The sequence below is a fragment of the Streptomyces sp. GC420 genome, assembly GCF_009916105.1.
Lineage (GTDB): Bacteria > Actinomycetota > Actinomycetes > Streptomycetales > Streptomycetaceae > Streptomyces.
In genome coordinates this window covers 1-11,859 of sequence record NZ_JAAAXQ010000261.1, presented here as the reverse complement: position 1 = coordinate 11,859, position 11,859 = coordinate 1, and the positions used below count along the sequence as shown (strand labels likewise).

Annotated in this window: 13 protein-coding genes; 5 read left to right on the top strand and 8 right to left on the bottom strand. The window is 71.5% G+C overall.

The genetic code is table 11. The annotated features are described in order from the left end of the window. Nucleotides 1-141 (bottom strand): acyl-CoA dehydrogenase family protein (locus GUY61_RS26650; RefSeq protein ID WP_166632792.1); only part of this gene is annotated, 141 nt, incomplete at its 3' end. A 272-nt stretch (nt 142-413) separates the two neighbouring features. Between GUY61_RS26650 and GUY61_RS26645 the strand changes: the two genes are divergently transcribed. Continuing rightward, on the top strand, nt 414-1,757 hold the full coding sequence (locus GUY61_RS26645) for a UDP-glucose/GDP-mannose dehydrogenase family protein (protein ID WP_166632791.1): 1,344 nt from the start codon (nt 414-416) through the stop codon (nt 1,755-1,757). Nucleotides 1,758-1,771: 14 nt separating this feature from the next. Here the strand turns inward: GUY61_RS26645 and GUY61_RS26640 are convergent, their stop codons facing one another. Continuing rightward, the gene (locus GUY61_RS26640) at nt 1,772-2,290 is read right to left on the bottom strand and encodes a CGNR zinc finger domain-containing protein (protein ID WP_166632790.1); all 519 of its coding nucleotides are present in this window, start codon (nt 2,288-2,290) and stop codon (nt 1,772-1,774) included. Nucleotides 2,291-2,398: 108 nt separating this feature from the next. Here GUY61_RS26640 and GUY61_RS26635 point away from each other — a divergent pair, with 108 nt between their 5' ends. Then, on the top strand, nt 2,399-2,761 hold the full coding sequence (locus GUY61_RS26635) for a VOC family protein (RefSeq protein ID WP_166632789.1): 363 nt from the start codon (nt 2,399-2,401) through the stop codon (nt 2,759-2,761). Between the two features lie 103 nt (nt 2,762-2,864). On the opposite strand, the gene GUY61_RS26630 is transcribed toward GUY61_RS26635, so the two are convergent. From GUY61_RS26630 to GUY61_RS26620, 3 genes are read right to left on the bottom strand one after another with little or no spacing between them, the layout of a single operon-like run. Further along, nucleotides 2,865-4,130: a dipeptidase gene (locus tag GUY61_RS26630; RefSeq protein ID WP_166632788.1), complete on the bottom strand. Its 1,266-nt coding sequence runs from the start codon at nt 4,128-4,130 to the stop codon at nt 2,865-2,867. Between the two features lie 3 nt (nt 4,131-4,133). After that, nucleotides 4,134-4,655, bottom strand: a complete 522-nt coding sequence (gene purE / locus GUY61_RS26625; protein ID WP_166632787.1) for a 5-(carboxyamino)imidazole ribonucleotide mutase — start codon at nt 4,653-4,655, stop codon at nt 4,134-4,136. Continuing rightward, nucleotides 4,652-5,791, bottom strand: a complete 1,140-nt coding sequence (locus GUY61_RS26620; RefSeq protein WP_166632786.1) for a 5-(carboxyamino)imidazole ribonucleotide synthase — start codon at nt 5,789-5,791, stop codon at nt 4,652-4,654. Before GUY61_RS26620 ends, purE begins: the two co-directional genes overlap by 4 nt. 148 nt (nt 5,792-5,939) lie before the next feature. Between GUY61_RS26620 and GUY61_RS26615 the strand changes: the two genes are divergently transcribed. Beyond that, the gene (locus tag GUY61_RS26615) at nt 5,940-6,455 is read left to right on the top strand and encodes a GtrA family protein (RefSeq protein WP_166632785.1); all 516 of its coding nucleotides are present in this window, start codon (nt 5,940-5,942) and stop codon (nt 6,453-6,455) included. A 120-nt stretch (nt 6,456-6,575) separates the two neighbouring features. Here the strand turns inward: GUY61_RS26615 and GUY61_RS26610 are convergent, their stop codons facing one another. The 3 genes from GUY61_RS26610 to GUY61_RS26600 all read right to left on the bottom strand — a co-directional run bounded on the left by GUY61_RS26610 (nt 6,576) and on the right by GUY61_RS26600 (nt 8,809). Next, a complete protein-coding gene (locus GUY61_RS26610; protein ID WP_166632784.1) occupies nt 6,576-6,749 on the bottom strand; it encodes a hypothetical protein in 174 nt (57 codons plus the stop codon). A 92-nt stretch (nt 6,750-6,841) separates the two neighbouring features. Then, the gene (locus tag GUY61_RS26605) at nt 6,842-8,083 is read right to left on the bottom strand and encodes an ATP-binding protein (protein ID WP_166632783.1); all 1,242 of its coding nucleotides are present in this window, start codon (nt 8,081-8,083) and stop codon (nt 6,842-6,844) included. 48 nt (nt 8,084-8,131) lie between these two features. Further along, nucleotides 8,132-8,809, bottom strand: a complete 678-nt coding sequence (locus GUY61_RS26600) for a response regulator transcription factor (RefSeq protein WP_166632782.1) — start codon at nt 8,807-8,809, stop codon at nt 8,132-8,134. A gap of 410 nt (nt 8,810-9,219) precedes the next feature. Between GUY61_RS26600 and GUY61_RS26595 the strand changes: the two genes are divergently transcribed. Together GUY61_RS26595 and GUY61_RS26590 are read left to right on the top strand one after the other, a co-directional pair. Next, nucleotides 9,220-10,758 carry a peptide MFS transporter gene (locus GUY61_RS26595; RefSeq protein ID WP_166632781.1) on the top strand — a complete coding sequence of 513 codons (1,539 nt, stop codon included), beginning with the start codon at nt 9,220-9,222 and terminating at the stop codon, nt 10,756-10,758. A 169-nt stretch (nt 10,759-10,927) separates the two neighbouring features. Continuing rightward, a complete protein-coding gene (locus GUY61_RS26590) occupies nt 10,928-11,767 on the top strand; it encodes an alpha/beta hydrolase (protein ID WP_166632780.1) in 840 nt (279 codons plus the stop codon). The last annotated feature ends 92 nt before the right edge of the window (nt 11,768-11,859 follow it).

Here is an 11,859-nt window from a genome sequence, read left to right as displayed (position 1 = left end):
CTCCCGCGGGAACCGCCCGGCCTCATCCACCTCCGCCGCGAACGGAGCGATCTTCGCCTCGGCCAGCGCACGCACCGACTCCCGGAGCATCTCGTGCTCCTCAGACGGCCGGTACAGGTCGAAATCCGTGGAACCCGCCAAGGCTCTCTCACTCCCTCGAAGTTAACTACCGTTAAGTAATCAAATTCTAGGCAGACCGACCCGTCCGGCGTACGTGAGTTTGCCGACAAGAAGCGCACGGGAGGGCGGACGGGAGGCGGACGGGTCCGGGAGCCGGCGCCCGGTGGGCGGGGACCACACGCGGGCGAGCGGCGGAACACTGCCCTCCGAGGGCCCCGGATATGCTCGGTCAGCGCACCCCGAGCCACCCGGATCGGCCCGAGCCCGTACGCCCGTACACAGGAGCACCTCACATGGCCCTCAAGATCACCGTGATCGGCACCGGCTACCTCGGCGCCACGCACGCCGCCGCCATGGCCGACCTCGGCTTCGAGGTGCTCGCGCTGGACATCGTGCCCGAGAAGATCGAGCTGCTGGCGGCCGGCAAGACCCCCATGTACGAGCCCGGTCTCGAGGAGCTGCTGCGCAGGCACGTCGAGGGCTTCGAGGGCTCCAGCGGGCGGCTGCGCTTCACGACCTCCTGGGAGGAGGTCGGGGAGTTCGGCGACGTCCACTTCGTGTGCGTCAACACCCCGCAGAAGCACGGCGAGTACGCCTGCGACATGAGCTACGTCGACGCCGCCTTCACCGCCCTCGCGCCGCAGATCAGGCGCCCGGCGCTGGTCGTCGGCAAGTCCACCGTGCCGGTGGGCAGCGCGGACCGGCTGGCGAAGCTGCTCGCGGACCTGTCCCCCGCGGGCGCCGACGCCGAACTCGCCTGGAACCCGGAGTTCCTGCGCGAGGGCTTCGCGGTGCAGGACACCCTGCACCCCGACCGGATCGTGGTGGGGGTGCGCAGCGAGCGGGCGGAGAAGCTGCTGCGCGAGGTGTACGAGACGCCGATCGCCGAGGGTTCGCCCTTCGTGGTGATGGACTTCGCGACCTCCGAGCTGGTGAAGACCTCCGCCAACTCCTTCCTCGCCACGAAGATCTCCTTCATCAACGCGATGGCGGAGGTCTGCGAGGCGGCCGGCGGCGACGTGGTCAAGCTCGCGGAGGCCATCGGCCACGACGAGCGGATCGGCAGGAAGTTCCTGCGGGCCGGCATCGGCTTCGGCGGCGGCTGCCTGCCCAAGGACATCCGGGCCTTCATGGCACGGGCCGGCGAGCTGGGCGCCGACCAGGCGCTGACCTTCCTGCGCGAGGTCGACTCCATCAACATGCGCCGCCGCGGCCACATGGTGGAGCTGGCCAGGGAGGCCGTCGGGGGCGGCTCCTTCCTCGGCAAGCGCGTCGCGGTGCTGGGCGCCACCTTCAAGCCCGACTCGGACGACGTACGCGACTCCCCGGCGCTGAACGTCGCCGGGCAGATCCACCTCCAGGGCGGCCAGGTGACGGTGTACGACCCCAAGGGCATGACCAACGCCCGCCGGGTCTTCCCCACCCTCGGCTACGCCGACACAGCCGTGGACGCGGCGCGGGGCGCGGACGTCGTGCTGCACCTGACCGAGTGGCGCGAGTTCCGCGAGCTGGACCCGGCCGAGCTGGGCGAGGTCGTCGCGGAGCGGCTGATCCTCGACGGCAGGAACGCGCTCGACCCGATGCTGTGGCGCGGGGCGGGCTGGACGTACCGCGCGATGGGCCGTCCCCAGGCCTGAGCGAACCGCGCCCGTCAGCCCTTCCCCGTGCGGCGGGCCCGGTAGGCGCGCATCTTGGCGCGGCTGCCGCACACCGACATCGTGCACCAGCGGCTGCGGCCCGCCGGGCTGCGGTCGTAGTAGGCCCAGCGGCAGGTCTCCGACTCGCATGCCTTGAGCCGGCTCCAGGTGCCGTCCGCGACCGCTGTCGCGACGGCCAGGGCGATCCGCGCGGCCAGTGACTCCGGGCCGGCGGGGCGCAGCGACGCCGCGCCCCCCGTGTCGAACTCCAGCCGGAGCGGGGCTGCCGACAGCAGGCGGCCGAGGTCCGCGCGCGCCCGCTCCGGCATGTCCTCGCCCGCGTGTGCCCTGCACGCGGCCCGCAGCGCCTCCCGCAGTTCCCTGGCCACGCCGACGTCCGCCTCCGTCATGCCCAGTTCCGCCCTGCCCTCCGGCGTGTCCAGAGCGTCCGCTCCCGAGGCGATGTCCAGCGTGTTCACCAGTGCCTCGACCAGGGCGAGCCCACCGGGGGCCGGGGCTCTTTCCGTCGACATGGTTGCGACGTTACCTCCTGTGCGGGAGTATGCAGTAACCGTTACCTGTTGCGGGCGAATACCGGTAACAGACGCGGTCAACGATGCCTACGTGGAGGAGCCTTCGACATGGCCGTCGCGACCCTGGGGACCGTCGTTCTCGACTGTCCCGATCCGCAGAAGCTCGCCGCCTTCTACGCCGAGGTGCTGGGCGGGAAGACGGAGGCGAGCGAAGAGGGCTGGGTGGACCTGAGGACGGAGACGGGCACCACGCTCGCGTTCCAGCACGCCCCCGGGCACGTACCGCCGCAGTGGCCACGGCCCGACGCCTCGCAGCAGTACCACCTCGATCTGACCGTCACCGATCTCGAGGCCGCCCAGGAGCGGGTGCTCGCGCTCGGCGCCCGGCTGCTGGACGACGGCGGCGGCACGCGCTCCTGGCGGGTTTACGCGGACCCGGCGGGGCACCCGTTCTGCCTCTGCCGGTCATGACCCGGGGCGCCCGCGGCCTGGGGAGCGGGGCCGGGCCGGCCGTCAGCGGGAGCGGGCGAGGACGCGGGCCGTCCCGGCCCGCGTCAGCACCGGCGGGCCGCCCTCACGCGCCCGGCGCGTCCGGGGCACCGTCCAGTGCGGCCAGGGTCGCGTTGGACGGCCCCCTGCGGGACCTCAGGTCCCTGGCGACGTCCTCGGCGGCGCCGAGCACACGCACCGCGTTCTGCCAGGTGAGCTTCGCCAGATCGGCGGCGGACCAGCCACGGCGCAGCAGTTCCGCGACGAGGTTGGGATAGCCGGAGACGTCGTCGAGGCCCGCCGGGACGAAGGCGGTGCCGTCGTAGTCGCCGCCGATGCCGATATGGTCGATGCCGGCGGCCTCGCGCATGTGGTCGAGGTGGTCGGCGACCGTGGAGACGGTGGCGGCGGGGCGGGGGTTGGCGGCCTCGAAGGCACGCTGCACCTCCATGCCCCGGGGGGTGGTGTCCAGCGGGTGCAGGCCGTGGGCGCGCATGTTCTCGTCGGCCGCCCGGGTCCAGGCGACGGCGGCCGGGAGGACGAACTTCGGCACGAAGGTGGCCATCGCGACGCCGCCGTTGGCGGGCAGCCGCTCCAGTACGTCGTCCGGGATGTTGCGCGGGTGGTCGCAGACCGCCCGCGCGGACGAGTGCGAGAAGATCACCGGAGCCTCGCTCGTGTCGAGCGCGTCCCCCATCGTCGTGGCGGCGACGTGGGAGAGGTCCACGAGCATGCCGCAGCGGTTCATCTCCCGTACGACCTCACGGCCGAAGGCGGAGAGCCCGCCGGCCCTGGGCTCGTCGGTGGCCGAGTCCGCCCAGGCGAGGCTGTCGTTGTGGGTGAGCGTCATGTAGCGCACGCCCAGGGCGTGCAGCGCCCGCAGCGTTGCCAGCGAGTTGTTGATGGAGTGGCCGCCCTCGGCTCCCATCAGGGAGGCGATGCGGCCCTCCGCCCTGGCCTTCTCCATGTCGCCGGCGGTCAGGGCGCGGGCCAGGTCCGAGCCGTACCGCGTGAGCAGTTGCGTCACGCAGTCGATCTGCTCGAGCGTGGCGCTGACCGCCTCGTCGCCGGCCAGGTCGGAGCGCACGTACACCGACCAGAACTGCGCGCCGACGCCGCCCGACCGCAGCCGGGGGATGTCGGTGTGCAGCGTGCCGGTCTGGTCGGCGGCGATGTCGAGGCGGTCCAGGTCGTAGCGGACGTGCTCGCGAAGCGCCCAGGGCAGGTCGTTGTGGCCGTCCACGACCGGGTACGCGGCGAGCAGTTCGCGTGCCCGCGCCAGGTGACCGGTGGGCGCGGGGGACGCGGTCGGCGCGGCGGACCCGGGGGAGGCTGCGGACGTCGGGGGCATGGGCTACTTCCCGAAGCCGAAGGACGCCCCGCCCTCGACCTTGGTGCGCAGCCGCTTGCCCTTCTCCGTCGCCTGTTCGTTCAGCTCCTGCTGGAACTCCCGCATCCGGGACTGCAGTTCGGCGTCTGAGGCGGCGAGGACGCGGACGGCCAGCAGGCCCGCGTTGCGAGCGCCCGCGACCGAGACCGTGGCGACCGGGACACCGGCCGGCATCTGGACGATGGAGAGCAGCGAGTCCATGCCGTCGAGGTACTTCAGCGGGACGGGCACGCCGATGACGGGCAGCGGACTGACCGAGGCGAGCATGCCCGGCAGGTGGGCGGCGCCACCGGCACCGGCGATGATCACCTTCAGGCCGCGGCCGGCCGCCTCCTCGCCGTACGCGATCATCTCGCGCGGCATGCGGTGCGCGGAGACGACGTCCACCTCGTAGTCGACCTCGAACTCGTCGAGGGCCTGGGCGGCGGCCTCCATGACCGACCAGTCGGAGTCGGATCCCATCACAATGCCGACAACAGGGCTCATTCGGTGATCGTCCCTCGCAGGTAGTCGGCGGCGTGACGGGCGCGCTCGCGCACCTCGTCGAGGTCGTCGCCGTAGGTATTGACGTGACCGACCTTACGGCCAGGCTTCACGTCCTTGCCGTACATGTGGATTTTCAGCTGCGGATCACGCGCCATGCAGTGCAGGTACGCCTGGTACATGTCCGGGTAGTCGCCGCCGAGGACATTGCACATCACGGTCCACTTCGCGCGCGGGCGCGGGTCGCCGAGCGGCAGGTCGAGCACGGCCCTGACGTGGTTGGCGAACTGGGAGGTGATCGCGCCGTCCTGGGTCCAGTGCCCCGAGTTGTGCGGGCGCATGGCGAGCTCGTTGACGAGGATCCGGCCGTCACGGGTCTCGAACAGCTCGACCGCGAGGTGGCCCACGACGCCGAGTTCCCCGGCTATGCGCAGCGCCAGCTCCTGCGCCTGGCCGGACAACTCGTCGGAGAGGCCGGGGGCGGGGGCGATGACGGTGTCGCAGACGCCGTCCACCTGGACGGACTCGACGACGGGGTAGGCGACGGCCTGGCCGTGCGGGGAGCGGACGATGTTCGCCGCGAGCTCCCGCACGAAGTCGACCTTCTCCTCGGCGAGGACCGGGACGCCGGCCCGGAACGGGTCCCCGGCCTCCTGAGGCGTGCGGACGAACCAGACGCCCTTGCCGTCGTAGCCGCCGCGCACGGTCTTGAGGATGACCGGGAAGCCTCCCACCTCCTCGGCGAAGGCGGCCACGTCCGCAGGGCCGGACACGATCCGGTGCCGGGGGCAGGGCGCGCCGATCTCGCTGAGCTTCGCGCGCATCACCCCCTTGTCCTGGGCGTGGGTCAGCGCCTCGCGGCCGGGACGGATGACGACACCGTCCGCCTCCAGGGCCGCCAGGTGCTCGGTGGGCACGTGCTCGTGGTCGAAGGTGACCACGTCGCAGCCGCGCGCGAACTCACGCAGCGTGTCGAGGTCGCGGTAGTCGCCGACGACGACATCGCTCACCACCTGGGCCGCGGAGTCCTGAGGGGTGTCGCTGAGGAGCTTGAACCTGATGCCGAGCGGGATGCCCGCCTCGTGTGTCATACGGGCGAGCTGGCCGCCGCCGACCATGCCGACTACGGGAAACGTCACTCCATCAGGGTATCCGGACCTCGGTTCGGCGCCGTCACGGGCGTGACGCGGGCCCCGGGCGTGATCGCGCGATCAGCCGGTCGGGTGGTTAGCATGGCCGCGTTGACGCATCCGAAGGTTCGTACACGGCAGGGGCTGAGCGATCACCATGAGCGACCGGGGCGCACTGCGTACGCAGGTGCAGCAGCTCTCGCGCGAGATCGCCAAGTTCGGCGCCGTGGGCGGGCTGGGTTTCTTCGTCAACATGGGCGTGTTCAACCTGCTGCGGCAGACCACGGACCTGGCGGTGGTGCGGGCCAGCATCGTCGCGACCGTCGTCGCCATCTTCTTCAACTACGTCGGTTTCCGCTACTTCACCTACCGTGACCGCGACAAGGGCGGGCGCACCAGGGAACTCACGCTGTTCCTGCTGTTCAGTGCCGTGGGCCTGGTGATCGAGAACGGCGTTCTCTACGCGGCGACGTACGGCTTCGGCTGGGACACCCCGTTGCAGAACAACCTCTTCAAGATCCTCGGTACGGGCCTGGCGACGCTGTTCCGTTTCTGGTCGTACCGCTCCTGGGTGTTCCGCGCGCTGCCCGGCCGCGAGGCCGTGCGGAACGCCGAGTCGTTCCTCGCGGAGGACCACGGCTCCCGGACGGGCAGCGGCACCCGCACCCGATAGGGGTCCCGGGGCCTGCGGACCCGGCCCCGCACGGACACCTGGGGTCCGCACGGGGCGGGGCCGGTCCCGTCTCGCGGGCGGGCCTCGTCAGGTCGGGCCCGCATCAGGGGCGGGCCCCCGTCAGGAGCGGCCGAGGAGCTGACCGGCGACGCCGAAGCCCATGACCAGCTGTCCGACGGCGTTCGGACGGGCCGGGGCCATCGTGGTGTTCAGCAGCTCGGTCCAGCGCGTGTCGCTGCCCTGGCACATGTCGTGGCCGACGGTGGGCTTGTAGACGTCGACGTACTCGACCATTGGTTCATCCCTGAACCAGCAGAATCAGTGCCGGTCCGCCTCGCGCACCGGGCTGTGCTCAACGCCGGTCCGCCTCGCGCACCGGGCTGTGCTCAATGCCGGTCCGCTTCGCGCCCCAGGAAGAGCGCGAACACCGGCGGCTGGTTCTGCAGCAGCTCCAGCCGGCCGCCGTCCGCCTCCGCGAGGTCACGGGCCACGGCGAGCCCGATGCCTGTGGAGTTCCGGCCGCTGACCGTGCGCTCGAAGACCCGGGCGCCGAGGTCCGCGGGCACGCCCGGGCCCTCGTCCGTGACCTCCACCACCGCCTGGTTGCCGGTGACGCGGGTGCGCAGGGCGACGGTGCCGCCGCCGTGCATCAGGGAGTTCTCGATCAGGGAGGCCAGTACCTGGGCCACCGCGCCGGGAGTGCCCACGGCGCGCAGGCCCTGCTTGCCCGAGCGGACGACGGCGCGGCCCTCGCTGCGGTAGGCCGGGCGCCACTCCTCGATCTGCTGCTTGACCACCTCGTCGAGGTCGAACGCGACGGCGGAGCCGGTGCGCGGGTCGCGGGAGTTCGTCAGCAGCCGCTGGACGACGTCCGTCAGCCGCTCGACCTGCGTCAGCGCGATCGTCGCCTCCTCCTTCACCGTCTCCGGGTCGTCGGTGAGCGTGATCTCCTCCAGCCGCATGGACAGCGCGGTGAGCGGTGTGCGCAGCTGGTGCGAGGCATCGGCCTGGAGCCGCCGCTCGGCGGTCAGCATCCGGGCGATCCGTTCCGCGCTCGCGTCCAGGACGTCGGCCACCCGGTCGAGCTCGGGAACGCCGTACCGGCGGTGGCGGGGCCGCGGGTCGCCCGAGCCCAGCCGTTCCGCGGTCTCCGCGAGGTCGGTGAGCGGGGAGGTGAGCCGTCTCGCCTGGCGTACGGCGAGCAGCACCGCCGCTATGACGGCGAGCAACGAGACGGCGAGGATGACCACCAGGCTGCGGGTGACCTCGGAGGTGACGGCGGAGCGCGACTCCTCGACGGTGACCGTCTCGCCCCGGTCGCCGGTGGCCTCGGCGCGGATGACATTGCCGTCGGGGCGGTCGCCGATCTCGATGGCGGCCCGCCCGGGGATCTCGACCAGCGCGTACCGTGCGGGGTCGATCTGCTCGCGCAGCACGTCGGGGCTGACGCGCTCCTCGCCGATGAGCCGGGCGTCGACGATGCTCGCGAGCCGGGCCGCCTCCGAGTCGACGCTCTCCTGGGCGCTGTTCTCGATGGTGCGCGTCTCGATGATCACCAGCGAGACGCCGAAGACGGCGATGACGACGAGCACCACGGCGAGTGTGGAGTTGATCAGTCGGCGGCGCATGGCTGTGGTGCTCGTCTTCCGGGTTCGGCGGCTGGTGCCGCGGGCGTCTCAGCTCTTCTCGAAGCGGAAGCCGACGCCGCGGACCGTGGCGATGTACCGCGGGTTGGCGGCGTCGTCCCCGAGCTTCTTGCGGAGCCAGGAGATGTGCATGTCGAGGGTCTTGGTGGAGGACCACCAGGTGGTGTCCCACACCTCGCGCATCAGCTGGTCCCTGGTGACGACCCGGCCGGCGTCCCTGACCAGGACCCGCAGCAGGTCGAACTCCTTGGCGGTGAGCTGAAGCTCCTCGTCGCCCATCCAGGCGCGGTGCGACTCGACGTCGATCCGCACCCCGTGGGTGGCCGGGGGCTGCGCGGGCTCGCTGGCACCGCGCCGCAGCAGGGCGCGGACCCTGGCCAGCAGCTCCGCGAGCCGGAACGGCTTGGTGACGTAGTCGTCCGCGCCGGCGTCGAGCCCGACGACGGTGTCGACCTCGTCGGCGCGGGCGGTCAGCACCAGGATGGGCAGCGAGTGCCCCTCCGTGCGGAGTCTGCGGCAGACCTCCAGGCCGTCCATGCCGGGCAGCCCGAGGTCGAGGACGACCAGATCGACACCTCCTCGCAGTCCGGTGTCGAGCGCGGACGGTCCGTCCTCGCGCACCTCGACCTCGTAACCCTCCCGGCGCAGAGCGCGGGCCAGCGGCTCCGAGATGGACGCGTCGTCCTCGGCGAGCAGTACTCGGGTCATGGGGTGATGGTAGTCCGCGGGGCCGACCGCCAGGCAGGTGATCACCAAGCCCTCACGCCCGGCCCGCCGCGGCGGTGACGCCATGGCAGATCCTTGATCACAGACCTGCGTTTCCGGGACATTGGACCGGCAGTCACCTTAGAATCCGACCGAATATCCACAAAACACCTATGATTCATCTCTCATACTCTTCCATACCGCACAACGGCGTGTCGTATGGTGGCAGTCAGCTCACAGCTGTACTTAATCGACCTTTGGCAACAAATGACCGAAGGTCGCTTCGCTGGGCAAGGCCGGGGATCCCCGGCCTTCCGCATGTGCCGGGGCCGCCGCAGGCTCCGGGCACTCCCCCCGACCGGGCGCGCACCCGCTCACGAGGCGCCGCGCGTCCCGAGCAAGCAAGGATCGACATGGCGTCCAGCCTGACGAAGGACACCGCCGGGGCCCCTCGCGGCTCCGGATCCCCCATCGGTGAGAAGACCTTCTTCGGCCACCCCCGCGGCCTGGCCACCCTCTTCATGACCGAGATGTGGGAGCGCTTCAGCTACTACGGCATGCGCGCCCTCCTCGTCCTGTACCTGGTCTCCGGCGGCGCCGACGCGGCCAGGGGAAGCCAGGGCGGCGGACTGGCCATGACGATGGCCACGGCGACCGCCGTCTACTCCGTCTACGTCGCGATGGTCTACCTGATGGCCATGCCCGGCGGCTGGTTCGGCGACCGGGTCTGGGGTGCCCGCAAGACCGTCACCGTCGCCGGCTTCGTGATCATGGCGGGCCACCTCAGCCTCGCCCTGCCCGGACAGGCGATGTTCTTCGCCGGTCTGGCGCTCGTCGCGATCGGCTCCGGTCTGCTGAAGGCCAACATCTCCACGATGGTCGGCCACCTCTACGACGGCCCGGCGGACCCGCGCCGCGACGGCGGCTTCACGCTCTTCTACATCGGCATCAACCTGGGCGCCTTCACCGCTCCCTTCGTCATCGGCACCGTCGGTGAGAAGCACAGCTGGCACCTCGGCTTCGCGCTCGCCGCGGTCGGCATGGCGCTGGGTCTGGCCCAGTTCCTGTACGGCACCAGGCACCTGAGCGAGAAGAGCAGCGTCGTCCCGAACCCGCTGAGCGCCGGGGAGCGCAGGGCCGTCGTACGCAAGACCGCGCTGGCCGTCTTGGCCGCCGCCGCGTTCTACGGCGCGGTGGTCGCCGCCGGAATGTACACACTGAACTGGGCGCTCGTCCCGATCACCCTGGCGGGCCTGGTCATCCCCGTCGCCGTACTGGTCCGGATCAAACGCGACCGGGAACTCGGCGACGCCGAGCAGTCCAAGGTGAACGGCTACATCTGGTTCTTCGTGGCGGCCGCCATCTTCTGGATGATCTACGACCAGGGCGGCTCGACCCTGTCGCTGTTCGCGGACGGCAAGACGGCGGAGAGCGTGTTCGGGATCGACTTCCCCGCCACCTGGTACCAGTCGCTGAATCCGCTCTTCGTCATGGCGCTCGCCCCGGTCTTCGCCTGGCTGTGGCTGTACCTCGCCCGCAGGAACCGCGAGCCGGGCACCGCCGTGAAGTTCGCGGCGGGTCTGCTCCTGGTCGGCGGCTCGTTCTTCGTGTTCGTGCTGCCCATGGGCATGGCCGCGGACGGAACCAGGGTCAGCCCGATGTGGCTGGTCTCCATCTACATGATCCAGACCATCGGCGAGCTGTGCCTGTCCCCGGTCGGTCTGTCCGTGACCACGAAGACGGCCCCGCGGAAGTACGCCAGCCAGATGATGGGGGTCTGGTTCCTCGCGGTCACCGCCGGCGACTGCACCACGGGCCTGCTCTCCCTCGCGGGCGTGGATCTGAACCGGACCGGGGTCATCGCCGCGGAGGCCACGCTGGCCGCGGTCGCGGGATTCGCGGTGTGGATGTACCGCAAGAAGGTCCAGGCCCTCATGGGCGACGTCCACTGACCTCGGTGGTACGGGGCTGACGACGGCCGTATCCGGCCACCGGCGGAGCGCACAGCGTCATCGACGCCTGTCCGGATTCATCCGAACAGAGGGCCGCCGCACCACTCGGTGCGGTGGCCCTTTCCCATTCCGGGCTGCCGAACGCCGCAGTTCGTTGCAGCATCGGCTCATGAGACGTGCGCTCGTCGGTCTCGCCATGTGCGGGGCGCTGTTGTCCGGCAGTGTGCTGCCCGCCCAGGGCGGCGAGCACGAGCAGGAGGAGCCCCGGCTGTTCGCTTACGGGCGGCACGCACGGCAGACCCTCACCGTGTACGGGGAGGGCGGCCCCGCGCTGGTGATCCTGCACGGCGGCCACTGGGCGAGCGACGGCGACTGGAGCGGCTGGGCCCGCCGGTTCGCCGCCCACGGCTACACCGTCTTCGACGTCGACTACCGCCTGAACCACGAGGCCCACTGGCCCGCGCAGCGCACGGACGTGCTGTCCGCGCTGCGGTGGATCCGGCACCACCGCGCCCGGTTCGGGATCACCGGGGAACTCCCCCTCGTCTTCGGCTCCTCGGCCGGCGGCCACCTCGCGGTGAGCGCCGGAACGTACGGCGACGGGGCGCGCAGGATCGCCGGGGTGGTCGCGCTCTCCCCGGTGGCCTCGCCCTACCGGGCCTGGGTGGACGGCGGGCGGAGGAAGGCGACGAGCGGTCAGCGGAGGCTGCGGGCCGAGGCGGAGCGTCTCGCCGGGTGCCGCCCCGAGCGCACCAGGCCCGCGTGCTGGGCCGTCTGGCGCGACCTGACCGCCAAGAACCACGCCGGGGACGGTTCGCAGGACGCGGATCTGCTCCTCTTCCACTCCACCGGGGACTTCGTGCCGCCGAGCCACTCGTGGGAGCTGGCGGCACGGGTCCCGGGAGCCACCGTCTCCGTGCTTCCGGGCTCGGGGCACGCGAGTGCGCTGCTGCGCGAGCCGGTGGTGGTGGCGCGGATCCTGTCCTGGCTGGCCCAGCGCCGCACCTGACGGCCCGGCGCCTCAACCTCAGGACCTGACGGCCGCGCACCCGGCGGGGCGGGCCGCCCCGTTCCGGGTCGCGGCCCGGAACGGGGCGGGGG